Annotated in this window: 22 protein-coding genes; 9 read left to right on the forward strand and 13 right to left on the reverse strand. The window is 70.2% G+C overall.

The features are described from left to right. Positions 1-57 precede the first annotated feature (57 nt). Together AQ610_RS26410 and AQ610_RS26415 are read right to left on the reverse strand one after the other, a co-directional pair. Positions 58-2,325: an ATP-dependent DNA helicase gene (locus AQ610_RS26410; RefSeq protein ID WP_006027468.1), complete on the reverse strand. Its 2,268-nt coding sequence runs from the start codon at positions 2,323-2,325 to the stop codon at positions 58-60. Then, a complete protein-coding gene (locus tag AQ610_RS26415) occupies positions 2,322-4,016 on the reverse strand; it encodes a VRR-NUC domain-containing protein (protein WP_006027469.1) in 1,695 nt (564 codons plus the stop codon). The genes AQ610_RS26410 and AQ610_RS26415 overlap by 4 nt, the downstream gene beginning before the upstream one ends. Before the next feature lie 543 nt (positions 4,017-4,559). On the opposite strand from AQ610_RS26415, the gene rbsK reads away from it, so the two are divergent. Continuing rightward, a complete protein-coding gene (gene rbsK / locus AQ610_RS26425; RefSeq protein WP_006027471.1) occupies positions 4,560-5,492 on the forward strand; it encodes a ribokinase in 933 nt (310 codons plus the stop codon). 25 nt (positions 5,493-5,517) lie between these two features. On the opposite strand, the gene AQ610_RS26430 is transcribed toward rbsK, so the two are convergent. The 3 genes from AQ610_RS26430 to AQ610_RS26440 all read right to left on the reverse strand — a co-directional run bounded on the left by AQ610_RS26430 (position 5,518) and on the right by AQ610_RS26440 (position 8,511). After that, entirely contained in the window at positions 5,518-6,489 is a 972-nt protein-coding gene (locus AQ610_RS26430; protein WP_006027472.1) for a nucleoside hydrolase, read from the reverse strand. Between the two features lie 188 nt (positions 6,490-6,677). After that, complete coding sequence (locus tag AQ610_RS26435) at positions 6,678-8,024, reverse strand: LLM class flavin-dependent oxidoreductase (protein ID WP_043282778.1); 1,347 nt, start codon at positions 8,022-8,024, stop codon at positions 6,678-6,680. A gap of 142 nt (positions 8,025-8,166) precedes the next feature. After that, a complete protein-coding gene (locus AQ610_RS26440; protein WP_006027474.1) occupies positions 8,167-8,511 on the reverse strand; it encodes a DUF3088 domain-containing protein in 345 nt (114 codons plus the stop codon). 600 nt (positions 8,512-9,111) lie between these two features. On the opposite strand from AQ610_RS26440, the gene AQ610_RS26445 reads away from it, so the two are divergent. The 3 genes from AQ610_RS26445 to AQ610_RS26455 all read left to right on the forward strand — a co-directional run bounded on the left by AQ610_RS26445 (position 9,112) and on the right by AQ610_RS26455 (position 12,051). Next, positions 9,112-9,996 (forward strand): metal-dependent hydrolase, encoded by an 885-nt coding sequence (locus AQ610_RS26445; RefSeq protein WP_009914778.1) that lies wholly within the window; start codon positions 9,112-9,114, stop codon positions 9,994-9,996. An 86-nt stretch (positions 9,997-10,082) separates the two neighbouring features. Then, entirely contained in the window at positions 10,083-10,580 is a 498-nt protein-coding gene (locus tag AQ610_RS26450; RefSeq protein ID WP_043282779.1) for a DUF6632 domain-containing protein, read from the forward strand. A 169-nt stretch (positions 10,581-10,749) separates the two neighbouring features. Next, on the forward strand, positions 10,750-12,051 hold the full coding sequence (locus AQ610_RS26455) for an acyl-CoA dehydrogenase family protein (RefSeq protein WP_006027478.1): 1,302 nt from the start codon (positions 10,750-10,752) through the stop codon (positions 12,049-12,051). Positions 12,052-12,084: 33 nt separating this feature from the next. On the opposite strand, the gene AQ610_RS26460 is transcribed toward AQ610_RS26455, so the two are convergent. Then, entirely contained in the window at positions 12,085-12,375 is a 291-nt protein-coding gene (locus AQ610_RS26460; protein WP_043282781.1) for an H-NS histone family protein, read from the reverse strand. 150 nt (positions 12,376-12,525) lie between these two features. On the opposite strand from AQ610_RS26460, the gene AQ610_RS26465 reads away from it, so the two are divergent. After that, positions 12,526-12,768 (forward strand): helix-turn-helix domain-containing protein, encoded by a 243-nt coding sequence (locus AQ610_RS26465; protein WP_009914773.1) that lies wholly within the window; start codon positions 12,526-12,528, stop codon positions 12,766-12,768. Between the two features lie 581 nt (positions 12,769-13,349). Here the strand turns inward: AQ610_RS26465 and AQ610_RS26470 are convergent. The 5 genes from AQ610_RS26470 to AQ610_RS26490 all read right to left on the reverse strand — a co-directional run bounded on the left by AQ610_RS26470 (position 13,350) and on the right by AQ610_RS26490 (position 18,879). Further along, a complete protein-coding gene (locus AQ610_RS26470) occupies positions 13,350-14,219 on the reverse strand; it encodes a CmcJ/NvfI family oxidoreductase (protein ID WP_045554738.1) in 870 nt (289 codons plus the stop codon). A gap of 15 nt (positions 14,220-14,234) precedes the next feature. Further along, positions 14,235-15,011 (reverse strand): SDR family NAD(P)-dependent oxidoreductase, encoded by a 777-nt coding sequence (locus AQ610_RS26475; protein ID WP_006027482.1) that lies wholly within the window; start codon positions 15,009-15,011, stop codon positions 14,235-14,237. Between the two features lie 223 nt (positions 15,012-15,234). Then, complete coding sequence (locus AQ610_RS26480; RefSeq protein WP_009914767.1) at positions 15,235-16,443, reverse strand: MFS transporter; 1,209 nt, start codon at positions 16,441-16,443, stop codon at positions 15,235-15,237. 179 nt (positions 16,444-16,622) lie between these two features. Beyond that, positions 16,623-17,648: a VTT domain-containing protein gene (locus tag AQ610_RS26485; RefSeq protein ID WP_006027484.1), complete on the reverse strand. Its 1,026-nt coding sequence runs from the start codon at positions 17,646-17,648 to the stop codon at positions 16,623-16,625. Positions 17,649-17,838: 190 nt separating this feature from the next. Continuing rightward, complete coding sequence (locus AQ610_RS26490) at positions 17,839-18,879, reverse strand: zinc-dependent alcohol dehydrogenase family protein (protein WP_006027485.1); 1,041 nt, start codon at positions 18,877-18,879, stop codon at positions 17,839-17,841. 249 nt (positions 18,880-19,128) lie between these two features. Between AQ610_RS26490 and AQ610_RS26495 the strand changes: the two genes are divergently transcribed. From AQ610_RS26495 to AQ610_RS26505, 3 genes are all read left to right on the forward strand, one after another. After that, positions 19,129-19,968 carry a universal stress protein gene (locus AQ610_RS26495; RefSeq protein WP_006027486.1) on the forward strand — a complete coding sequence of 280 codons (840 nt, stop codon included), beginning with the start codon at positions 19,129-19,131 and terminating at the stop codon, positions 19,966-19,968. A 119-nt stretch (positions 19,969-20,087) separates the two neighbouring features. Next, positions 20,088-20,582, forward strand: coding sequence for a universal stress protein (locus AQ610_RS26500; RefSeq protein ID WP_006027487.1), 495 nt, complete (start codon positions 20,088-20,090; stop codon positions 20,580-20,582). Further along, positions 20,582-21,418 (forward strand): universal stress protein, encoded by an 837-nt coding sequence (locus AQ610_RS26505; protein ID WP_006027488.1) that lies wholly within the window; start codon positions 20,582-20,584, stop codon positions 21,416-21,418. The genes AQ610_RS26500 and AQ610_RS26505 overlap by 1 nt, the downstream gene beginning before the upstream one ends. 280 nt (positions 21,419-21,698) lie before the next feature. On the opposite strand, the gene AQ610_RS26510 is transcribed toward AQ610_RS26505, so the two are convergent. Next, positions 21,699-22,157, reverse strand: a complete 459-nt coding sequence (locus tag AQ610_RS26510; RefSeq protein ID WP_006027489.1) for a universal stress protein — start codon at positions 22,155-22,157, stop codon at positions 21,699-21,701. 468 nt (positions 22,158-22,625) lie between these two features. Between AQ610_RS26510 and AQ610_RS26515 the strand changes: the two genes are divergently transcribed. Further along, on the forward strand, positions 22,626-23,273 hold the full coding sequence (locus tag AQ610_RS26515) for a response regulator (protein WP_006027491.1): 648 nt from the start codon (positions 22,626-22,628) through the stop codon (positions 23,271-23,273). A gap of 78 nt (positions 23,274-23,351) precedes the next feature. On the opposite strand, the gene AQ610_RS26520 is transcribed toward AQ610_RS26515, so the two are convergent. Then, positions 23,352-23,591, reverse strand: a complete 240-nt coding sequence (locus AQ610_RS26520) for a hypothetical protein (protein ID WP_009914763.1) — start codon at positions 23,589-23,591, stop codon at positions 23,352-23,354. Positions 23,592-23,624 lie beyond the last annotated feature (33 nt).

Genomic DNA, 23,624 nt, shown 5'->3' on the forward strand with positions numbered 1-23,624 from the left:
AACGATGCCGCGCATGCCGCACATGCCGCACGATGGGCGATCCGCGCGGCCGTCGCGTCAGCTCAGCCGCCACCAGCGCGGCAGCAGCAGCCGCACTTCGCCGCGCCGGAAGCGGTCGTCGATCAGATGCAGCACGCCCTCGTCGTGCTCGGTGCGAATCACCCGCCCCGCCGCCTGCACGACCTTGCGCAAGCCCGGAAACAGGTAGACGTAGTCGTAGCCGCGGCCGAAGCGCGCATCCATCGCGCGCCGCATCTCCTCGTTGACGTCGTTGACCTGCGGCAGCCCGAGCGTCGCGACGAACGCGCCGATCAGCCTGTCGCCGGCAAGATCGACGCCCTCCGAGAACGCGCCGCCCAGCACCGCGAAGCCGATGCCCTGCCCGTTCGGCTCGAAGCGCGCGAGAAACGCGTCGCGCGCGGCCTCGTCCATGCCGGGCGCCTGCTCCCAGACGGGCAGCGCCGGATGGCGCTCGCGCAGCCGCGCGACGACCTGCTGCAGATACTCGAAGCTGCTCAGGAATCCGAGATAGTTGCCCGGCCGCGCCGCGTACTGCGCGGCGATCAGCGCGACGATCGGCTCGAGCGAGCGCTCGCGGTCGCGCCAGCGCGTCGACACGTGCGACGCGACCTTCACCGTCAGTTGCTCGGCGCGAAACGGCCCGTCGACGTCGAGCGTGCCGGTGTCGTCCGGCAACCCAAGCGTGTCGCGGTAGAAATCGAACGGGCTCAGCGTGCCCGAGAACATCACGGTCGCGCGCGCGGCTTCGTGGCGCGGCGCGAGGAAGTCGGCGGGAATCACGTTGCGCACGCAGAGGATCGACGCGTTGCCGCCGCGGCGCGGCGCCGGCGCGCGCACGCGCGTCGCATCGAAGATCGAATGCGTGCCGAACTGCTCGGCGAGCGCGACGAAATGAATCGCGTCGAAACAGAAGCGCAGCACCGCATCGTCGAGCGCGAGCGGCACTTGCGCCGCGAGCTCCGAGAAGCGCCCGATCAGGTTCTGCGCGGCCGACAGCACGCGCGGCGGCACGTCCGGATGCACGACGTACGCCCCCGCCTGCTCGCGATTGAGCGCATTCCATTCGCGGTTCAGGCGCTCGAGCGCCTTCGCGAGCGGCGCGGGCGCGAGCTTGCGCACGCCGGCGAGCTCGCGCTGGTCGAGCGCCGCGCTGTACATCCCGCGTGCGCGGTCGAGCAGGTTGTGCGCCTCGTCGACGAGCACGCCGACGCGCCACTGGTTCTGCTGCGCGAGCGCATGCAGCAACGCGCTGCCGTCGTAGTAATAGTTGTAGTCGCCGACGACGACGTCGCACCAGCGCGCGAGCTCCTGCGCGAGATAGTACGGGCAGATGTCGTGCGCGAGCGCGGCCGCGCGCACCGTCGCGCGATCGAGCCGGCCGTGTTCGAGCGCGGCGGCGCGCGCGGCCGCGAGCCGATCGTAGAAGCCGCGCGCGAGCGGGCACGATTCGCCGTGGCACGCGGCGTCCGGATGCTCGCACGCCTTGTCGCGCGCGACGAGCTCCAGCACGCGCAGCGGCAGCGCGCCGTCCGCGGCCGCGCGCAGCGTGTCGGCCGCGTCGAGCGCGAGCGCGCGGCCGGGCGTCTTCGCGGTCAGGAAGAAGAGCCGGTCCAGATGCGCTTCCCCGCACGCCTTCAGCAGCGGAAACAGCGCGCCGAGCGTCTTGCCGATGCCCGTCGGCGCCTGCGCGAGCAGCGCGCGGCCGTCGCGCGCGGCGCGATAGGCGGCGACCGCGAGCTCGCGCTGGCCGCTGCGAAAGCGCGCGTGCGGAAACGCGAGCGCGCGCAGCGCCGCATCGCGCGCGACGCGATGCGCGTCCTCGCGCGCCGCCCAGTCGACGAAACGCTCGCATTGCTCGGCGAAGCACGCGTTCAGCGTCGCGGCCGTGTGCGTTTCGGTCAGCACCGTCTCGCGCAGCGTCCCGACATCGAAATAGACGAGCGCGACGCTCAGCTCCGCGAGCCCTCGCGATTCGCACAGCAGATGCCCGTACACGCGCGCCTGCGCCCAATGCAGCGCGCGCTGGTTCGCGGGCATCCTCGCGAGATCGCCGCGATGCGTCTTGATTTCCTCGACGCGGTTCAGCGCCGGATCGTAGCCGTCCGCGCGGCCGCGCACCGTGAGGCCGCGATGCTCGCCCGACAGCGCGATCTCCTTCTCGTAGCCGGCGCCGCGGCGCGCCGCGACCGTCGCATGCCCGGCGATGCCTTCGAGCGCGCTCGGCGCGGGTGTGAAGCGCAGATCGAGATCGCCCTCGCGCGCGGTGAATTCGCACATCGCGCGCACCGCGACGACGTAGCTCACGCGAGCGCCTCCTCGTCCTGCGACGACGCTTGCGCGTCGCCGCTCCAGCGCACGTCGATCACGCGCACCGGCATTCGGTGCCGCACGCAGTAGTCGAGCCAGCGAATCTGATTGTCCTGCAGCCTGTCGCCCGGGCCCTTCACTTCGATCAGCTCGTAGCGGCGCTCGGCGGGCCAGAAGCGCACGAGGTCGGGCAGCCCCGAGCGGTTGCCGCGCACGTCGTCGAGCAGCCGCTCGAACCACAGCCGCAGGTGCTCGGCGGGCAGGCACGCGAGCGCGTGCTCGAGCAGCGTGCCGTCGAGCACGCCCCAGAACACGAACGGCGACTGCACGCCCATCTTCTGCCTGTAGTGCCGACGGATCGTGTCGCGGTATCGCGCGCCGTCGAGCTGCGCGAGGCATGCGTCGAACTGCGCGGCGCGGCGCGCGCGGAAATCGGGCGCGTGCAGGTCGGCCGGCCCGCGCTGGAACGGATGGAAGAACGCGCCCGGCACCGCGGCGAACACGGGCTCCCAGCACAGCAGCCCGAACAGCGAGTTGATCAGCGCGTTCTCGACGTAGAAGACGGGCGCGTCCGCGCGGCTCAGGTGATCGCGCGCAACGTATTCGACCGGATACGGCACGCCCGGATGCGCGAGCTCGATACCGTCGCGCGGAATCTCCTGCGCACGCGCGGCGCGCACGGCCGGCAAGCCGACGCGCCGCCGCAGCCGCGGCAGCATCCGCGCGATCTGCTGCGCCTCCGCTTCGTTTTCGGGCGTGCGCGCCGCTTCGTCGGCGAGCGCGAGCGCCGCGCCGAAGCGCTCGCAGCGTTCGAGCACGCGCACGCGCCGCTGCCGGCTGCCGGGCCACGCGCTCGAGGCATACGCGGCGAGCGCGCCGCCCCAGTCCGCGCGGCGCTCGCACGCCTGGCCGATCGCAAACGCCAGCTTCGCGCGGCGCATCGCGAGCCACGCGTTCCCGCAGTCGACCGCGGCCGCCGCGTCGACGAGCGGCGCAAGCGGCGCGTCAACGGGCCAGGCTTCGAGCTGCTCGCGGCATGCGTGCAGTTGCAGATACGCGTCGACGTCGCCGCGCCGCTGGAACGCGCGCGACGACGGCGCGAACGCAACCGTCTCGTACTGCAGCAGCCCAAGGTCGGCAAGCACGAACTCCGACCAGTCCTGATGCAGATTGCCGAAGAACATCAGCCGCAGCCGGTTGCAGAGCGCATCGACCGTCACGCGCAGCACGCGATCGTCGATCGACGGCAGCCATCGCGCCCACGGGCGCTCGCCGTCGTAGCGCGCGCGCAGCGCGTCGAGCCAGTCGGCCTTGCGGATCGCGCCGCTCATGGGCGCATCGGGAAACGCGTCGCGCAGCTCGGGCTTCGTCGCGAGCGCGAACAGCGCGTCGAGCGAAAGCGCCGGCTCCGGATCGATCCAGCCGAGCGCGACGAGCGGCGCCGCAGCCGCGTGCGGACAACCGATCTCGTCATAGACGAGCTTGCTCGCACGAAACATCGGCCCCTTGCGCATCAGCATCCGCACGAGCAGCGCGCGCGACGCGCGCGGCAGCGTGCCGAACGCGGCGACGAACGCGTGCTCGTCGGCGTCGAGCACGTCGTCGTAGCGCTCGACGAGCCACGCGAGCGCACGCTCGAAGTTCGACAGGTAATAGAACGCGGGAGGAGACGACGGATCAGGCGGCACGGGCTTCGGCGGTCAGGATCGGCCAATGGCGCCGCCCCGATTACGGGGACGGAAAACCTCGGCCAGACGGGGCATCCGCGAATGATAGCGCACGGCCGGCCGCCGGCGCGCGCGTGCAATCGCTTCGCGTCGCGCGGCTTCGCGAAGCGCACCCGCGATGCGGCGCCCGATGCGGCGAGCCGTTCAGAACCCCCGTGCTGCACCCGATCGAACTGTCCGAGCCGCTCGCGCATGTGACGCCCGGCACCGGCTTCTCGATCGCGATGCCCGGCCGGCCCGGCGCGCCAGGCGACACCGTCCGGCTCGGCCATCGGCCACGTCGAGCCGGCGCGCCCCGCTCGCCCAACCGGCCGCCGCACGCGTCTCCGACAGGCGAATGCGAGCGCCCGCATCGATCGCTCCGCATCGCGTTCGCAAAAACAATTGAGCGCGCGCCGTCGATGTGATTCCATTCGAATGCGACCGCCGCAAGGCGCCCGCCCGACGCGCGTTCGACGCGCGTTCAACAATCACGACAACACTTCCCTTCCGAGGACACGACTGATGGAGACGATCACCGTCATCGGCAGCAACATGGTCGATCTCGTGACCTACGTCACGCGGATGCCCGCCGACGGAGAAACGCTCGAAGCGCCGAACTTCGAGCTCGGCTGCGGCGGCAAGGGTGCGAACCAGGCGGTGGCCGCGTCGAAGCTGGGCGCGCGCGTCGCAATGGTGTCGAAGGTCGGCGACGACCTGTTCGCCGACGACACGCTGCGCAACTTCGAGCGCTTCGGCGTCGACATCGAGCACGTGCGCCGCGTGCCCGGCGTATCGAGCGGCGTCGCGCCGATCTTCGTGAGCCCCGATTCGCGCAACCGGATCCTGATCGTCAAGGGCGCGAACCGGCACCTGCAACCGGCCGACATCGACGCGGCCGCCGCGCAGATCGAGGCGAGCCGCCTCGTCGTGCTGCAACTCGAGATCGACATCGAGACGGTCTACTACGCAATCGATTTCGCCGCCGCGCGCGGCATCCCGGTGCTGCTGAATCCCGCGCCCGGCGTGCCGGATCTCGACTTCGCGCGGCTGGCGAAGCTCGAGTTCCTCGTGCCGAACGAGACTGAGCTCGCGCTCGTGTCGGGCATGCCAACCGATACGCCCGACGCGATCGAGCGCGCAGCGGGCTCGCTCGTCGAGCGCGGGGTGAAGCACGTGATCGTCACGCTCGGAGAAAAGGGTTCGCTCCTCGTGTCGCGCGCGGGCGTCGTGCGCGTGCCGCCCGTTGCCGTCGACGCGCGCGACACGACGGGCGCGGGCGACGCGTACATCGGCTGCTTCGCACGCCACTACGCGGCGGCGCTCGACGTGCCCGCCGCGATGCGGCTCGCGTCCGCGTACGCCGCCCATTCGGTGACGGGCTTCGGCACGCAGAAGTCGTACGCGGATGCGGCGACGTTCGAGCGCTTTCTGCAGGCGATCGGCTTCGGCGCGTGACGGGCGGCGGATCGCGCGCCGCCCGTCAGCCGATTAGCGTCTTGCGGTAGAGCGCGAGCATCGCGTCCGCGTCGACGCCGATGCACACATCGCGCGACGGCCGTCCGTCCCAGTCCGGCGCGGGCACGGTCATCGTCGCCGGCTTCTGGATCGTCTCGCCGGCCGCGATGCCGCTCGTCAGCACGCGCACCGGGCCCGTGCGCGTCCTGTACAACTGGGGCGCGACCACGTATGCAACCGCCGACGAATCGTGCACATAGATCCCGGCGAGCCCCGCGCTCGCGCGATGGAACGCCTCGTAGTGGCGCGACACGTCCCACACGAAGCGGCCGGCGTCGCCCGCTTCGTCGCGCAGCGCGGCCAGATACTCGGCCGTCATGATCGTGGCCTGGGTGACGTCGAGCCCGACGATCGCGAGCGGCCACGACGCCGACATCACGATGTCCGCCGCGTCGGGGTCGCCCGCGATGTTCGCCTCGGCGGCGGGCGACACGTTGCCGAGCACGCCCGCCGTGCCGAACGCGCCGCCCATGATGACGACCTGCTTGACGAGCGTCGCGACTTCCGCATCCTCGGCGAGCACGTGCGCGAGGTTCGTGAGCGGCCCGACCGCGAGCAGCGTGACTTCGTGCGGATGCGCGCGCACCGTGTCGATGATGAAGCGATGCGCGGGCCGGGCGTCGAGGTTCGGCGCGCGCGCGGCGTCGACGGACAGGGCGAGGCCCGTGTTGCCAAGGCCGTCGTCGCCGTGGATGCCGCCGAGCGGCTCGGGCGCCGGCCGCCGCAGCGGCGCGGCCGCGCCGCGCGCGACAGGCACGCCGGGCGCGAAGCGGCCCGCGAGATAGAGCGCGTTGCGGGTCGTCGTGTCGATCGTCGCGTTGCCGAACACGCTCGTCACGCCGAGCAGCTCGATGTCCGGATGAAGCGCCTGGAACACGAGCGCCATCGAATCGTCGACGCCCGGGTCCGTGTCGTAGATGATCTTCTGCAGGCTCATGGGTATCTTGTAGTGAGCGCGGCATGCCGCCGCCGCACGAGGGTGGGAAGCGTCGAATGATACCCGTGCCGCCGTTTCGCTGCGCGACGGTTTGCGCGCCGCGCGGCGAAACGGCGAAACGGCGAAACGGCGAAACGGCGCACGCGGAAACGGTCAATGAACAAAGGCCCGCCCGGGCGAGCCGAGCATCACGCGCGTTCGCGCGCCCCCGCGCTCACCGGCCGAGAAAGACCGAGATGGTCGCGCAGCGTCGCCCCTTCGTATTCGGCGCGAAAAAGCCCGCGCCGCCGCAGGATCGGCACGACGCCGTCGACGAAATCCTGCAGCCCGCCCGGCAGCACGTCGGGCATCAGGTTGAAGCCGTCGGCCGCGCCGGCGTCGAACCAGTGCGCGATGTCGTCGGCGATCTGCTCGGGCGTGCCGACGATCACCCGATGCCCGCCGCCGCCCGCCATCGCGCGGATCAGCTCGCGCACCGTGTAGCCGTGCCGCCGCGCGCTCGCGAGCGTCGCATGAAAGAACGTGTGGTTGCCGTTGCCGCCGTCCGGCAGCACGAGATCGCCGGGCAGCGGCGCATCGGGCGCGAGCCGCTCGACCGGCACGCCGAGCGTGCCCGCGAGCCGGTTCAGGCCGTAGCGCAGCGGGATCAGATCGATGAGCTCGTCGCGGCGGCGCTGCGCATCGGCCTCGGTCGCGCCGACGATCGTCGTCAGGCCCGGCAGCACCTTGATGTCGTCGCGGCCGAACCCGGCCGCCGCCGCCTTCAGCTCGCGCGCGTAGCCGAGCGCCTCGTCGAGCGATTGCGATGCCGAGAACACCGCCTCCGCGTGCCGCGCCGCGAACGCGCGCCCGTCGGCCGAGCCGCCCGCCTGCACGAGCACCGGATGCCCCTGCGGCGGACGCGGCAGGTTCAGTGGCCCCTGCACGCGGAAATGCGCGCCGCGATGCGCGATCGGCCGCACCTTCGCCGTATCGACGAAGCGGCCGCTCGCCTTGTCGCCGACGAGCGCGTCGTCGTCCCAACTGTCCCACAGCGCCTTCACGACATCGACGAACTCGGCCGCGCGCGCATAGCGCGCCGCATGGTCGGGCACCGCGTCGAGGCCGAAATTGCGCGCGGAGCCGGCGTCGGCCGTCGTCACGACGTTCCAGCCGGCGCGTCCGGCGCTCGCATGATCGAGCGACGCGAAGCGGCGCGCGAGATTGAACGGCTCGTTGTAGCTCGTCGACGCGGTGCCGATGAGGCCGATGTGCGTTGTCGCCGCGGCGATCATCGCGAGCAGGATCGTCGGTTCGAGCGCGGTGATCGGGCGGAAGTCGATCTGATCGACGATCGATGCGTTGTCCGCCAGAAACACCGCGTCGAACTTCGCGGCCTCGGCGATCCGCGCAACGCGCACGTAATGCGAGACGTCGACGAACGCGCGCGGATCGGCTTCGTCGATCCGCCACGCGGACGGCACGAAGCCCGAGTGCAGGATGTTGACGTTCAGATGCAGTTGACGGCGCGGCGGCCGCGTCAAGACGTATGTCATCGATGAAGGCGAGCAGCGGCGCCGGGACGACGGCGCCGTGGCGACACGCGGAGCCGGATGCCGCGACGCGGGCAAGGCGGCCGCGGCCGGGCTGCGGTCGAGGATGCCGCAACGCCGTCGGACCGCGGCGCGGCGGCGCCGTTCAGTGCAGCTTCGGAAAGCCGTGCCGTTCGGCGAGCAGTTCGAGAATGCGGCGCGAATCGGTGACGAAACGCTTGCCGCCGAGCGCGAGCGCGTCGTCGGGCGGCGGCGCGTCGTCGCCGAGGACGAGCACCGGCAGCCCCTGGTGATCGGCATCGAGCGCAGCGATCGCCGCTTCGCGCGGCCGCGCGAACGGCAGCCGGCGAATGTCGAGGCGTGCCTGCCTCGACGGATCGCTCGCAAGCAGGCCCTCGATCGGCACGCTGCCGGGACAGACGAAACGCTCGCCCGGGTGTTGGGGATCGGCGAATCCGGGTTCCAGCAGGAGCAGCAGATCTCGGCTCATCGGCGGTCGGCCTCGCACGCGAGGCAAGTCGTTGGGAATGCAGGCGATTCTCGGCCGATCGAATGCGCGTCGCCACGAATTTATCCGCAGATCGATATGCGCGGCGGCGCTAAGCGCGCGGCGGCGGGATCGCCTGCAACGGACGACGTGGCGCGACGCCGGAATTCGTCCGGCGCCTCGCGCGGATTCGCGAGGCGCGACGCGACGTCGTGCGCCGCACGCTGCGCTGCCGTGTTGCAACGCAATGCGATGGACCGCGCATCGCTGCCTGGCGAATGCGGCAACGCACCATGCACCGGCCGCGCGCCGATACGCGCGAGCGTTCTATTTCGCGCCGGCCCACGAGTCGCCCCCGAGCCGGCCACCCGCCCGCCACCGACCGCCAGCCTTGCTTCTGCGCCGCAAATAATTACATCAAACACTGATTCAGTTGACAGAGATCAAATCGCGGCGTAGCGTTCGTTGAATAACGATCGTTATTAAAAAGAGCCGCCACGATTCCGCGAACGGAACGTGGACGGCTCTACCGTCCGTGTCCGCCCGCGATGCGCCGCATCGATGCGGACGCGCCGTCGATTCGTATTGATATGGAGAGACCCGATGCCTGCCATTGTCCGCCGTGACGTTCGCTTCGCCCTTCCGCCCGATCGCATTGGCGATTGGCACGTGAACGGCGTGGCCAACACGCATTACTTCAACGCGCTGTCGCTGATGTTCCCCGCGGGCGAGCGCTTTTTCATCGACTCGGTCCGTCACTACCGCGACCGCATTCAGGACCCCGAACTGCTGAAGCAGGTTCAGGGCTTCATCGGGCAGGAAGCGATGCACAGTCGCGAGCACGTCGAGTTCAACGACGTCGCCGAAGCGGCCGGTTATCCCGCGCATCGGCTCGACCGCGGCTTCTGGAAATTCACGGGACTGATGCGCAAGCTCTTGCCGCCGCCGCTGCAGCTCGCACAGACGATCGCATTCGAGCACTACACGGCGATCATGACCGACATGCTGCTCAGCAACTTCGAGCATTTCCACGACTCGGCCGACGCATACGCGAACATGTGGCTGTGGCACTCGATGGAAGAGACCGAGCACAAGGCGGTCGCGTTCGACGTGTGGAACGCGGTGATGAAACCGGGGCCGACGCGCTATCTGATGCGCGTCGGTTCGATGCTGCTCACGAGCGCCGTGTTCTGGGGCACGAACTTCTATTTCCACATGGCGTTCATGAACGCGCACCGGCGGATGCACGGCAAGGTCACGGGCAAGTGGGCGTTCGCGCGGTTCTTCGTGAAAGGCTTCATCCATCTGGTGCCGAGCACGCTCGCCTACTTCAAGCCCGGCTTCCATCCGTGGCAGCACGACAACCGCAGGCACTTCGCGCAGCTCGAACGGCTGCTCGCGAACATCGATGCCAGCAACGCGCGATATGCGGCGCAAGCGGCGCCGCGGCGCATCCCGCTGCATCCGATGACCATGCAGGCGAGCTGAACGCCGCGTCTTTCGCAGTCGCGAGCGCATCGGCCGCGCGCCGAAACGCTCGCGCCTCGAACGATCTCACCCAAACGGTGCATTTCATGTCTTCGACTTCGTCTCAGGGGCGCGGCCGGCCGCAAGCCTCACCTTGGCTATCGCTGATCACCCGCCTGCTCGGCGTCAGCTTCGTGCTGTTCTTCGGCACGGCGATCGTCACGATCCTGCTCGGCATCGACCATCGGATCGCGAGCGATCCCATCGGCCTGCTGGCGCTGCGCCTCGTGCGCTGGGGCGGCGCGCACGGCGGCGGCGAGCACTACGAACTGATGATCTCGGCCGTCTATGTCGCCTGGGGCGTCTTTCTGTGGGAAGCCGCCAGCGATCCGTTCGAGCACAAGCTGTTTCTCGACTTCACGGTCGTCGCGAACGCCGCCCACTTCGGGCTGATGTTCGTGCAGGGCCTGGTGATGCCGGGCGAGCGCATCCACCTGGTCAGCGACGTCGCGCTCGGCTGGTTCGCCCTCGCGCTCTTCGCCGCGACGTGGATTCCTGCGCGAAGCAAGGCGGCGAAGCGGCACGCAGCGAGTTTCAGCCGTTGATCGCTGCCGTGGGCGCGCAGTCGCGCACCTTGCACGCGCGAGCGAAAGCGCGGCATGCCGCGCGCGCCCGTTCGCGCCGCATAAGCATCGCACGATTCGTTCGTTGTCCGGGCGGGCGCGCTCCGTTTAACGTGGTTGTTTTTCGCGCCCATCCCTGCCAGGACCTCCGATGGCCATTTCCAGCCCCGATTCCACGCTGCGGCGGACCACGACGCCCGCCGCCCCGTCGCACGCCGACGCGCACGACAGCAAGATCGCCGACGCCGCGCGCCTGTTCGACGACGATCCGCTGATCCGCCGCTTCGCCCCGATATTCGACCGGATCGCGCAAGGCGCGGTCGCGCGCGACCAGCATCGCGAGCTGCCGTACGAACCTGTCGAGTGGCTGCGCGCGGCGGGCTTCACGAAGCTGCGCGTGCCGACGGCCGCGGGCGGCGACGGCATCGGCCTCGCGCCGTTCTTCGCGCTGCTCTCGCGGCTCGGCGAAGCCGATCCGAATCTGCCGCAGATCCTGCGCGTGCACGGCGGCTTCGTCGAGATGCTGCACGAGAGCGCCGACGACGCGCTGCGCGACCGCTGGTTCGCGCGCATCGCGCGCGGAACGATCGTCGGCGGCGCGACCGCGGAGCGGGCCGCCGTCACGAGCAACACCGTGCGGCTGTCGCGAGAGAACGGCAAGCTGTATCTCGACGGCGAGAAGTACTACACGACAGGCACGCTGTACGCGGACTGGATCGACGTGACCGCGAACGACGGCGATACGGACCTGCGCGTGCTCGTGCCGGCCGGCGCGCCGGGCGTCGAGCGCCTCGACGATTGGGACGGCTTCGGCCAGCGCCTGACGGGCAGCGGCACGACGCGCTTCACGCGCACCGAGGTCGCGCCGGACGACATCTATCGGCGCTTCGATGCATCGCAGCCGCGCAGCAACAGCCTGCTGACCGCGTATTTCCAGACGCTGCATCTCGCGAATCTCGCGGGCATCACGCGCGCGGTGCTGCGCGACGCGGTCGCCTTCACGCGCGACCGCACGCGCACGTTCGGCGTGCCGGGCGCGTCGAGCCCGCGTCACGATCCGCTCGTGCAGCGCGTGATCGGGCGGCTCGCGAGCCTCGCGTATTCGACGCAGAGCCTCGTCGCGGCGATCGCACGCACGCTCGACGACCTGTCCGCCGCGCGCGCAGCGGACAGCGCGACCGAAGATGCATACGTGCGCGTCGACATCCAGGCATTCCAGGCGCAGCAGATCGTGCTCGCGCAGACGCTCGAGGCCGCGACGCTGCTGTTCGAAGTGGGCGGCGCATCGGCGACGAGCGAGACGCGCCGCTTCGATCGCCACTGGCGCAACGCGCGCGTGCTCGCTTCGCACAATCCGGCGATCGTTCGCGAAGCGGCGATCGGCAACTACTATCTGAACGGCGTCGGGCACAACGAGCGCTTCGGGATCGCACATGCGGACGCCGCGCGCTGACGCCGGCGACGCCGTGCGATCGCAGCCGGCGCGCTAATCGACCAGGAACCGCTCGCGGTCCTGCCCGGCGATCCAGGCGGGTGCGCGGCCGCGCCCTGTCCATGTCGCGCCCGTGTCCGGATCGCGATAGCGCGGCCTCGGCAGCGCGTCGACTTTCTTCGGCCGCCCGAGGCGAGGCGGGAACAGATCTTTTTGCGTGAGACCGTACGCGACGATCTTCTTGCGCAGTTCGACAAGCACGTCGGGCAACTCGACCGCGCGTGCGGTCTTCGCCTGCTGCTTCAAATCATCCAATTGGGCAAGCAATTCCTTGTATGTTGCCATTACCATTTCCCCGTATGATTCCACTGCCTCTTTTCGACCGACAATCGAAAACCATGTTGTTATGTTAAAGAGTGCCGAAGTCAGTTTTCGGCTATCATAGCGCAATTAGGCCAAGGTGGACTATTTCGATTCAGCAGGGAGCATTCGCCCATGCTCCCTTCCATTCATCACCCTCGTTATGTCGTGCTGCGCACGCATTTGCGCGCGCTGAGAAGAGCAGCCGGCCTCACGCAGACGCAATTGGCCGAGCGCCTGAGCATCGACCAATCCTATCTCTCCAAGATCGAACGCGGGGAACGCTATGTCGATATTCTCCTTTATCTCGATTGGTGCCGTCATTGCGGCATCGAGCCCAACCACGCCGTATCTGAATTAATCGACGCGGGCGTTTGAATGGCTCATGCGGCTGCATTTCGTCATTTGAAACGATTTGAATGCCGCGCGGCGTGCGCCGCTTCGTTTGACCGCGCGTTCGTTCGCCTGTGTTCATCGCGTCGCGCGTCGTGCGGCGTATCGGCCGCCCGTCGCGAGCGCAGTGGCGCGCCGGTCCGCCTGGCTCGCGTAGTAGTGCACGGTAGGCGCGGCGCTCCACAGAGCGTCTCGCGCAGCGGCAACCGCGCGACACCGCGCGGTCGCGGATCGGATCGACGCTCGCGCGATCGGTCACGCACCGGAATCGAATCGCTTCATTCTTCCGTCGCATCGAAACGATGCGGCGAGGCACTTCGCTCCCGTATCGCCTCGCGACGCGTCGCCCGCTGCCGGGCCGTCCGTTCGCCGATCGCGGCGACGCGCACGCGTAGCGTCGACTGCTCACGAGCCCGAATGCGCACGCGACGGCAATGGCGGCGAACGGCGAATGCATGCGACGCCGCAGCGCGTGGCCGGCCCCGATCGGTCGACCGAAGTTCTACTCCATTCGCCGCATCGTCATCGCCGCACGCGCGCCGCCTCGCGCACGCCGGCCGCCCGGCTTACTGCCCGGCCTCGGCCGCCGGCCAGAACACGAGCGCCCGCACCTCGATGCTACGGCGCGGCGCGGCCGTCTCGGGCGTCGTCGGATCGTCGAACGCGGTATGCGCGGTGAGACGCGCGCGGCCATCGTCGAGCGAATCGTAGATCTTCAGCAGCAGCACCTCGTCGCGGCGCAGCCGCGGAAAGTAGAACCAGCGGTGCGCGGGATTCGCGACGACCGAATAGGTCTCGCCGACCTTGTCGCGATAGACGAGATCGCTCGGCACCAGGTCGTCCGGCGCGATCGTGCGCGCATCGCACAGCGCGAGCGGCAGCCGTTCGACGACGTCGAGCGGACGCCAGACGTTGACGATCGCGAAGCGGTGCCGCAAGCGCGCGGCGGCCTCGTCGGCGCCCAGATGGTCGCGCACGCGGCGCGGCGCCGACACGAACGTCTGGTCGTTGTGCACGCGGCGCACCGGCTCGCGCAGCGTGGCCGTCGCGCGCGAGCCGTGCGCGCTGTCGCGCAGCGTGTGATCGAAGATGACGACCTTTTCCGCGCCCGTCGCCGCGCGCAGCAGCGCATCGACTTCCGCGTAGTAGGTCGAGCGGATCGCCGCGTCGTCGGCGAAATCCGCGAGTGCGGTGCGATGCGCAACGAGCTCGAAGCCGCTCGCATCGAGCCCGAGCGCGCCCGCCGCCGCGAGCGGCCGCGCGTCGCGGATCTTCACGCGGCGCGGCGCGAGCTCGCCCGTCGCCCACGGCGTGCCGGGCGGCGGCTCGAACGTATACGACACCGGACGCGCGGCGCCCTTCGCCAGGTAATTGACCTCTGCTTCGATCTCGCCGCCTTCCTGCACCGGCGGCCATTCTTCGATGACCGTGCTCATTGCGACTGCTCCTCGTCAAAACGCTTCGTTGTACGGACGCAGATCGAGCTCCTGCGTCCACGCGCTGCGGTGCTGCACGTGCAACTGCCAGTAACTGTCGGCGATCGCGTCGGGCGACAGCAGCCCGTCGGCGCCCGCTTGCGCGGCGCGCTCGGGCGCCGCGCTGCGCAGCCGCTCGCCGTCGATGCCGCCGTCGATCACCGCATGCGCGACATGAACGCCGCGCGGGCCGAACTCGCGCGCGAGCGTCTGCGCGAGCGAGCGCAGCCCCGCCTTCGCCGACGCGAACGCGGCGAACGGCGGGCGGCCGCGCAGCGACGCGGTCGCGCCCGTGAACAGCAGGCTGCGGGGCGTGTCGTCGCGCCGCGCGTCGTCGCCTGCGTCGAGCAGTTGCGCGAGCGCCGCCTTCGCGAACAGGAAGCCGCCGATCACGTTCGTGCGCCACGCGTTCTCGAATTGCGCGACGCTCAGTTCGAGCGTCGGCGCACGGAGCGCGTTGCCCGCGTTGAACACCGCGGCCCGCAGCGTGCCGAGCGTGCGCACCTCGATCGCGAGGCGCTCGACGTCGGCCTCGCTCGCGATGTCGCCGCTCGCGACGTGCGCGACGCCGCCCTGCGCGCGGATCTCGCCCGCGACCGCGGCGAGACGCTCGTGCGTGCGCCCGGTCAGCACGACGGCGTAGCCGCCGCGCGCGAAGCGCCGGCCGACGGCCGCGCCGAGCCCGGCGCTCGCGCCGACGCCCGCGATCCACGCGAGCGGAATGGAACTGGATGACACCGTATCGATCGTCATATCGGCGAACCCTATATCGTCTGTTGCGCGTGCGAAACGAAGAAAACGAGATATGTTTATCGGAACGACTGCGAACGCGCTCGTTGGTGGAGCGTTGAGCATAGTGCCTTTTTAAAACCCTGTCGGTCGCGCAGTTTTGTCGATGTTTTGCCGGTTCTTGACGGGGGTCTGGCAGGTGAATGGCAACGCAAGCGGACGAGCGAGCGGCGGCCTTCGCCCACCGTCAGGCCGCCCGCCGCGGCCGCCGCCGAACGAACCCGCACATCGCGAGCGCGACGGCCGCGAGCGCCGCGCCGGTGAAGAACGTCGTCGGCGCGCCGTGGTGCTCCCACAGCCAGCCGGCGAGCGCGCTCGCCGCCAGCATCGCGATCCCGCCCGCGAGATTGAACACGCCGAACGCGGTGCCGCGCAGTTCCGCCGGCGCGGTTTCCGCGACGAGCGCGGCGAGCATCCCCTGCGTGAAGCCCATGTGCAGCCCCCAGACGGCGACGCCCGCGAACAGCGCCGTCGGCGACGCGCTCGCGCCCAGCAGCAGATCGGCCGCGATCAGCAGCAGCATGCCGGCCGCGAGCGGCGCGCGCGCGCCGAACGTGTCGGACACGATGCCGACCGGATACGCGGACGCCGCATACGCGACGCTCATCACGACCATCACGGCCGGAATCCACGCGATGTCGAGCCCCGCCTGCTGCGCGCGCAGCACGAGGAACGCCTCGCTGAAGCGTGCGAGCGTGAACGCGGTGCCGATCAGCACGACGAACCAGTAGCGTCCGGAAAACGCGCGCAGCGCGCGCCAGTGAAGCGGCGAGCGGAATGTGCGCGCGGCGGCGGGCGCGGCGGCGGGCTCGTCGACGCCGAACAGGATCAGCACGATCGCGGCGAACGCCGGCACGACCGCGAACCACAGCACCGCGCGGATGTGATCGGCGAACGCGAGCATCAGCACGATCGCGAGCAGCGGCCCCGCGAACGCGCCGACGGTATCCATCGACTGGCGCAGCCCGAAGCACGCGCCGCGGATCTCGGGCGGCGCGACGTCGGCGACGAGCGCATCGCGCGGCGCGCCGCGGATGCCCTTGCCGACCCGGTCGAGCAGCCTCGCGGCGGCAACCGTCGCCGGCCCGGACGCGAGCGGAAAGAGCGGCTTCGTCAGCGCGGCGAGCCCGTAGCCGAGCAGCAGCAACGCCTTGCGCCGGCCGAGCCAGTCGCTCAGCGCGCCGGAGAAGATCTTGACGATCATCGCGGTCGCCTCGGCCGCGCCTTCGAGCACGCCGAGCGCCGCGACGCTCATGCCCATCGTCGTCACGAGATAGATCGGCAGTAGCGCATGGATCAGCTCGGACGACACGTCCATGCACAGGCTGACGAAGCCGAGCGCCCACACGGTGCGCGGAATCGGAGGACGGCGGGAAGGAACGGAATGCGCGGGCATTAGCAGGCTCTCGGGCAACGATCGGGACAAAACGGGAAAGAATGCGTGCGATACGTCGAAGCAATATATCGAAGTATCGAAGCAATGCGCCGAAGCGATGCATCAACGCAATGCGGCGCCGGAATCTCCGGGCGGGCGCGGCAGGATCGATCCGCCATGCCGCGCCGATCGACGCGCGGCTAGTCGGTCAGGCCGGCGCGCATCGGATAGCCGCCGCCGTCGGCGGGCTCGGCGGGCGGCGGCGCGACGTAGCGCGCGGCGTCGAAGTCCGCGGGCAGCGGCTCGACCGGATAGCCCTGCTTCTCCCACGCGTCGAGGCCGCCCTTCAGCGCGAGCGCGTGGCGGATGCGCTTGCGCTGGAGCTGGCTGACGATGCGCTTCGCGGTGGCTTCGTTCGGGCATACGCAGTACACGACGACCGGGCGCGTCATCAGATCGGGATGCAGCGACTCCGGCGAATCGAGATCGAGCGGATACGCGCCCGCGATCCGGTACGCCTCCTTCTCGCGCACCGCGCGCGGCCGCGCGTCGAACACGACGGGCGGCGCCGCCGACTTCAGCATCGCATCGAGCTGCTGCGGGCTGATGCGAATCTTCGCGAGCCAGCGGCGAAAGCGCATGCGCATCGCCGAGCGGTACAGCAGGAACGTGACGAAGATCGCGGCGAACGCGTCGAACAGCGTGCCGCCGCTCGCGCTCACCCACTGCATCAGCCGCACGATCTCGTCGTGCAGCACCGCGCCGCCGAAGAGCCACACGCTCGCCCATAACGACGCGCCCGCGACGTCCCAGAACAGGAACACCCACACGGCGACGGCCGTCGTGCCGAGCAGCGGCGCCGACACGAGCCCCAGGCCCGGCAGGAACTTCGCGAGCACGAGAAGCGGCGCGCCGTGCTTTTCGAACACCTTGCGCGCGACGCGCAGCGTCGCGTCGAGCGACAGCGAGAAGCGCACGAGCGCGTTGAGGAGCCGCCGGCCGCGCGCGCGTCCGGCGAAGAACCACATCGAATCGGCGAGCACCGTCGCGGCGACGGCCGCGACGAGCATGCTCGCATAGGACGCCTGCCCCATCGCCGCCATCGTGCCGCCGACGATCAGCATCGGCACGGCCGGCACGGGCATGCCGAGCTGCGTGACGAGCACGCTGGCGAACACGGCCCACGGACCGAGCGACGCGGGAACAGCCTGCGGAAAATGCCACACGAAACGCACCTCGAACGCGACGAATGCCGAGCCGGGTGGCGTCGGCGCCCGCGGAGAACCGCGGCGCCCGCCGCGGCGCGTGCGCGGCGTGGATCGGCATCCCGCATTCTAAACGCGTTTCGTGACGGGCTCGCGCGAGGGCGCGAGCGCATGCCGCCCGGGCGCGCCTACCCGGGCACCCGGTGCACGCCTACTCGGACACTTCGACGATGACCTTCAGCGCGCGCGTGTTCGCCGCATGACCGAACGTCTCGTATGCCTGCTCGATGCCGGCGAGCGGAAAACGGTGCGTGATCAGCCGCTTCGGGTCGAGCCGCCCCGCGCCGACGGTCTTCAGCAGCATCGGCGTGCTCGACGTGTCGACGAGCCGGGTCGTGATCGTGATGTTGCGGTCCCACAGCGTCTCGAGATGCAGATCCGCCTTCACGCCGTGCACGCCGACGTTCGCGATCACGCCGCCCGGCGCGATGATCTGCTGGCACAGCTCGAACGACGCCGGAATGCCGACGGCTTCGATCGCGCAGTCCACGCCGTCGCCCGTCAGCGCCTTCACCTCGGCCACCGCGTCGACCTGGCCGTTGTCGATGCACGCGGTCGCGCCGAAGCGCTGCGCGACGGCGAGCCGGTTCGGGTCCGGATCGATCATCACGATCTGCGCGGGCGAATAGAACTGCGCGGTCAAGAGCGCCGCGAGCCCGATCGGCCCCGCGCCGACGATCGCGACCGTGCCGCCCGGCTGCACGCGGCCGTTCAGCACGCCGCACTCGAAGCCCGTCGGCAGGATGTCGGACAGCATCACGAGCGCCTCCTCGTCGGCGCCGGGGGGAATCCGGTACAGGCTCGTCTGCGCGTGCGGGATCCGCACGTATTCGGCCTGCGTGCCGTCGATCCGGTTGCCGAGAATCCAGCCGCCCGTCGCGCAGTGCGAATACATCCCGCGCCAGCAGTATTCGCACTGCCCGCACGACGAGATGCACGAGATCAGCACGCGGTCGCCCTCCTTCAGCGTGCTCACCGCGGCGCCCGCGCGATGCACGACGCCGACGCCCTCGTGGCCGAGAATGCGCCCGGGCTCGCAGCTCGACACGTCGCCTTTCAGGATATGCAGGTCGGTGCCGCAGATCGTCGTGCGCGTGACGCGCACGATGACGTCCGTCGGTGCGACCAGCTCGGGCATCGGGCGCTCGTCCAGCGACTTGCGGCCGGGCCCGTGATACACCAGCGCTTTCATGTCGTGTTCTCCGCTCGCGGGGCGTGGAATGCCCCTCGCGCCTCACTCTAGGCGCGCCGCGCGCACGCCGGTTGACGCGCATCAAGCGCCGCGGCCCACGCGGATGCGACGCACGCGCGCAGCACGCGGGCCCGGCCGGGCGGCCTGACGGGCTTTGATCTGAGTCAAGCGCGCCGCCCGCGCGCTTCATAGACTGGGGACATACGTCCAAAACGGCGCGCGACGCGCCGGAACCTAGGAGAACGAGCGATGAGCTACAAGAGCATCCTGGTCCACCTCGACACGAGCGATCGCGCGCGCACGCGGCTCGAAACGGCGCTGACGCTCGCGCGCCAGTTCGGCGCGTACCTGAGCGCGATCTTCTCGATCTACACGCCCGAGCCGACGTCGTTCTACGTGATGGCGGGCAGCGCCGACTACTTCGCCGACCAGGAAAAGCGGCGCGGCGAGAAGCGCGCGGCGCTCGAGCGCCTGTTCCATGCGGAACTCAAGCGCGCGAACGTCGAGGGCCAGTGGATCGTCGCCGAAGCGCGCGCGAACGAAGCGGTGCCGCACTACGCGCGCTACGCGGACCTCGTGATCGCCGGCCAGGCCGATCCGGACGACCCGGAAACCTACGTCGACGACAGCTTCCCCGACACGCTCGTGCTGTCGGCGGGCCGCCCGGTGCTGCTGTTGCCTTACGCGGGCATGCCGTCCGCGATCGGCACCCGCGTGCTCGTCGCGTGGGACGGCAGCCGCGAGGCGACGCGCGCCGTCCACGACGCGGCGCCGTTCCTCGCGCTCGCGACGAAGACGACGATCGTCACCGTGAACGGCGCCGGGCAGGAGCCGCCCGGCGCGCGGATTCCGGGCGCCGACATCGCGCTCACGCTCGCGCGGCATCACGCGAACATCGACGTGCGCGACCTCGAACGCTCGCGCGACGCGTCGATCGGCGACGTGCTGCTGTCGCACGCATACGAATCAGGCACCGACCTGCTCGTGATGGGCGCATACGGCCACGCGCGCTGGAAGGAGCTGATCCTCGGCGGCGTGACGCGCACGATCTTTGCGTCGATGACGGTGCCGGTCCTGATGTCGCACTGAGCGGCACGACGGCGCGCGCGTCCGATGCCGCCCGAAGAGGCGCGCGGGCGGCGAGCCGAGCCGAGCCGCGCGGTGCGCGGTGGGCGCGGGCCGAACGAAACGGGTGTTGGGAGACAGACATGTATTCGATCATTCTTGTCGCGCTCGACGGCAGCGAGACCGCGTCGCATGCGCTCGACTCGGCGCTGCAGCTCGCCGTCGACACGGGCGCGCGGCTCGTCCCCGTCTATGTCGTCGACATGCCGGTGTTCGCATTCGACACGCCGGGCTACGATCCGTCGATCCTCATCGATGCGTTTCGCGAGGAAGGCCGGCGCGTGCTCGACGATGCGCAGGCCCGGATGACGCGGCGCGGCGTCGCCGGCGCGCCTCGGCTCGTCGAGGTCGAGCCGCCGGGCGAGGACGTCGCCGAACGCCTCGAGCGCGCGGCGCGCGAGATCGGCGCGAGCCTGATCGTGATGGGCACGCACGGCCGGCGCGGCGTTCGCCGGCTGATGCTCGGCAGCGTCGCCGAACGGCTGCTGCGGCACGCCCGCTGCCCGGTGCTGATGATTCCGGCCCGCGGCGCGCCGGCCGCCGACGCGAACGCCACTCATCCGACGGAGACTGCGTGATGAAATTCAAGACTTTGCTCGTTCATGTCGACGACAGCCGCCAGAGCGGCGCGCGCACCGAGTTCGCGCTCGACCTCGCGCGGCGCTGGGACGCACACGCGATCGGCCTGTACGCCGTATGCCAGGACCTGATGCGGCCGCTCTTTCGCCGCGACGAGAGCCTGCGCCTCGCGGCGAACGAGGCGCAGCACGCCGCGAGACGCGACGCCGCGCAGGCGCGCTTCACGGCCGCCGGCGAACGCGCGGGCGTCAACTTCGAGTGGCGCGCGCCCGCCGGGCCGCCCACCGACGTCGCGACGCTGCACGCGCGCCATGCGGACCTCGTCGTGCTCGGCCAGCCCGATCCGGGCGACGACGCGGCGTTCATCGAGCAGCACTTCGTCGACGACGTCGTGATGAGCTGTGGCGTGCCGGCGATCGTGCTGCCGTTCACGGGCGCGATGCACACGTTCGGCGAGAACGTGCTGGTCGCGTGGAACGGCAGCCGCGAGGCGGCGCGCGCGGTCGCGGATGCGCTGCCGATCCTGAAGCGCGCGCGCTTCGTGACCGTCGAAAGCGTGATGTACCGCCGCAAGACGGGCGCCGATCTCGCGCCCGCGGGCATCGACGTCGCCGCGTATCTCGGCCGGCACGGCATCCAGGCATCGTTCTCGACGTCGGCGCACGTGCCGGGCGTCGAGACCGGCGCGGCGCTGTTGAACCGCGCGGCCGACCTGCACGCGGACCTGCTCGTGATGGGCGCTTACGGCCATACACGCGCGCGCGAACGCGTGCTGGGCGGCGTGACCCGGACGATGTTCGAATCGATGACGGTGCCCGTGCTGCTGTCGCATTGAGCGACACCGCGGCGGCGGCGTCGTCGGGCGGAACCGGTGCCAGCGCGGGCCGGCCGCGCCCGTCTCGGGCGCCTTCCCTTCGTTGCTGCCGGGTGAACCCGCGCGTCGATCACGCGACGGTCGCTCCGCCCGAAGGCCGGCGGCGATCGCGACCGCCGCCTCGTGGCGTCAGGATATCGCCGCGTGGCGACCTCCGCGCTTCGCCGATCTCGATTGCCGCGCCCGCTTGCCGCAACGCAGCATGCGGACGCCGTGCGCCGCGTGCGCCGCGTGCGCCGCGTCAGGCGGCGGATTCGTCGTGGCGGCGCAGCAACACGGGCCGGTCCGCGATCCGCAGCAGCGATTCGGCGACGCTGCCGAGCAGCAGCCGACGTATTCCGTGGCGCCCGCGGGTGCCCATCACGATCAGATCGGCGCCGCACTCGGCGGCCGTGCGCATCAGCACCGCCGCGACGTCCTCGCCATACGAATCGATCGCGCGCACCGAGCCCTCGATGCGATGCTGCGCGAGCCGCGCCTTCGCGTCGGCGAGCACGCGGGTCGCGATGTCGGTCGCCGGGCCGCCGTCGTCCTGCGGCTCGAGGTACGCGGCGTCGACGTCGACGAGCTGCGGCTTGTGCTCGACGACGCACACGGCCGTCACCGTCGCGCCGAACGTCTTGGCGACCTTGATCGCTTCGTCGAGCGCGACGCTCGCGCTGCGGCTGCCGTCGAGCGCCGCGAAGATTCTTTTGTACATGGTCGACACCTCCGGAAAACACCGTTCGATCGCGTGCGGGCACGCCCTGCCGAGAGTCTCGCGCGCCACGGACGGCCCACCGTTGACGAGGATCAAGCGTGCGCTCGGGCGGCGCGGCGCGCATGCGGCGGCGCCGCAGCCGCCACGTGCGCGCTTCGATCCCATTGGCCAAAAGCAGCCAAATCGAGCACAATTTCATCTCAATATTGATGATAAGAGGCTGCGGCCCACTTGCGGGCGTCCGCGCGTTCGGGACGCCGCGTCGCGGCCGCCTCGACCGGGGAGCAAGACCTTGAAGACCGCTCTGACGACGGCTCGAAACGAACGCGCACGCGCCACGCCACGCGCCGGCCCGCCCGCACGGTTGCACGCCGCCGCGCCCGCGGCGGCCGGCGCGCGCGGCGCCGGTTCGGCCGCCCGCCGGTCGACCTCCCCGATGCAATCGACTCGACAGGAAGATTTCCACCCATGATCAAGGTTCTGATTGCCGACGACCACGCGCTCGTGCGCGACGGTCTGCGCCATATCCTGCAGAATGCGTCCGGCTACGAAGTCGCCGGCGAAGCGTTCGACAGCGCGACGACGATCGCGCTCGTGCGCTCGACGCCCGCCAATGTGCTCGTGCTCGACCTGTCGATGCCGGGCCGCAACGGCGTCGAGCTGATCAAGCAGATCAAGGAAGAGAAGCCCGCGCTGCGGATCCTGGTGCTGACGATGCACGCGGAACAGCAGTACGCGGTGCGCGCGTTCCGCGCGGGCGCATCCGGCTATCTGACGAAGGAAAGCGCGAGCTCGGAGCTCGTCGGCGCGGTGACGAAGGTCGCCTCGGGCGGCGTCTACGTGAGCCTCGCGATGGCCGAGCGCTTCGCGCAAAGCCTGAACGAGCCGGCGGAGACGCTGCCGCACCATCGGCTGTCGGACCGCGAGTTCGACGTGTTCCGCCGGATCGCGTCCGGCCAGACGCTCACGCAGATCGCCGACGAGCTGTGCGTGAGCGCGAAGACGGTCAGCACGTACAAGACGCGGATTCTCGAAAAGATGCAGATGCCGCACGAAGCGGCGCTCGTGCGCTACGCGTTGCGGCACAAGCTGATCGACGATCCGGACGAGGATTGACGCACGCCCCCCGTGGCCGCGCGCCTCGATGAGCGACGCAGCCGGGCGGCCGGCCTGCGGGCGCGCGGCGCGGCCGCCTTACAAATTGAATGCTTTCGACATCTTCAGCTCGATCCAGGTCATGCCCGCGCGCAGCCCCTCGATCATCGCGTCGCGCTCGGCCGGATACGTGCCGCCGTGCCGGAACGCGTGCCTGAACACGCCGCCGCCCGGCGCACTGTGCATCACCTTGATGTCGCACACGTAACCGCCCTGCACCGGCGACGTCGTCACTTCGACCGTCCAGTCGCCGTCCTTGATGTTGCCTGACAACGTCATGTCGCTCTCCAGCCGGATCGGCCGACGCGGCGC

The sequence above is a fragment of the Burkholderia humptydooensis genome (assembly GCF_001513745.1).
In the GTDB taxonomy this organism is placed as follows: domain Bacteria; phylum Pseudomonadota; class Gammaproteobacteria; order Burkholderiales; family Burkholderiaceae; genus Burkholderia; species Burkholderia humptydooensis.

Excerpts from the sequence above, each read along its gene's own strand:
- AQ610_RS26510 (WP_006027489.1), bottom strand. The coding sequence starts at position 22,157 with ATGTACAAAAGAATCTTCGCGGCGCTCGACGGCAGCCGCAGCGCGAGC.
- AQ610_RS26450 (WP_043282779.1), top strand. The coding sequence starts at position 10,083 with ATGTCTTCGACTTCGTCTCAGGGGCGCGGCCGGCCGCAAGCCTCACCT.
- AQ610_RS26445 (WP_009914778.1), top strand. The coding sequence starts at position 9,112 with ATGCCTGCCATTGTCCGCCGTGACGTTCGCTTCGCCCTTCCGCCCGAT.
- AQ610_RS26460 (WP_043282781.1), bottom strand. The coding sequence starts at position 12,375 with ATGGCAACATACAAGGAATTGCTTGCCCAATTGGATGATTTGAAGCAG.
- AQ610_RS26475 (WP_006027482.1), bottom strand. The coding sequence starts at position 15,011 with ATGACGATCGATACGGTGTCATCCAGTTCCATTCCGCTCGCGTGGATC.
- AQ610_RS26465 (WP_009914773.1), top strand. The coding sequence starts at position 12,526 with ATGCTCCCTTCCATTCATCACCCTCGTTATGTCGTGCTGCGCACGCAT.
- AQ610_RS26430 (WP_006027472.1), bottom strand. The coding sequence starts at position 6,489 with ATGAGCCTGCAGAAGATCATCTACGACACGGACCCGGGCGTCGACGAT.
- rbsK (WP_006027471.1), top strand. The coding sequence starts at position 4,560 with ATGGAGACGATCACCGTCATCGGCAGCAACATGGTCGATCTCGTGACC.
- AQ610_RS26455 (WP_006027478.1), top strand. The coding sequence starts at position 10,750 with ATGGCCATTTCCAGCCCCGATTCCACGCTGCGGCGGACCACGACGCCC.
- AQ610_RS26435 (WP_043282778.1), bottom strand. The coding sequence starts at position 8,024 with ATGACATACGTCTTGACGCGGCCGCCGCGCCGTCAACTGCATCTGAAC.
- AQ610_RS26495 (WP_006027486.1), top strand. The coding sequence starts at position 19,129 with ATGAGCTACAAGAGCATCCTGGTCCACCTCGACACGAGCGATCGCGCG.
- AQ610_RS26515 (WP_006027491.1), top strand. The coding sequence starts at position 22,626 with ATGATCAAGGTTCTGATTGCCGACGACCACGCGCTCGTGCGCGACGGT.
- AQ610_RS26520 (WP_009914763.1), bottom strand. The coding sequence starts at position 23,591 with ATGACGTTGTCAGGCAACATCAAGGACGGCGACTGGACGGTCGAAGTG.
- AQ610_RS26470 (WP_045554738.1), bottom strand. The coding sequence starts at position 14,219 with ATGAGCACGGTCATCGAAGAATGGCCGCCGGTGCAGGAAGGCGGCGAG.
- AQ610_RS26440 (WP_006027474.1), bottom strand. The coding sequence starts at position 8,511 with ATGAGCCGAGATCTGCTGCTCCTGCTGGAACCCGGATTCGCCGATCCC.
- AQ610_RS26500 (WP_006027487.1), top strand. The coding sequence starts at position 20,088 with ATGTATTCGATCATTCTTGTCGCGCTCGACGGCAGCGAGACCGCGTCG.
- AQ610_RS26480 (WP_009914767.1), bottom strand. The coding sequence starts at position 16,443 with ATGCCCGCGCATTCCGTTCCTTCCCGCCGTCCTCCGATTCCGCGCACC.
- AQ610_RS26490 (WP_006027485.1), bottom strand. The coding sequence starts at position 18,879 with ATGAAAGCGCTGGTGTATCACGGGCCCGGCCGCAAGTCGCTGGACGAG.
- AQ610_RS26505 (WP_006027488.1), top strand. The coding sequence starts at position 20,582 with ATGAAATTCAAGACTTTGCTCGTTCATGTCGACGACAGCCGCCAGAGC.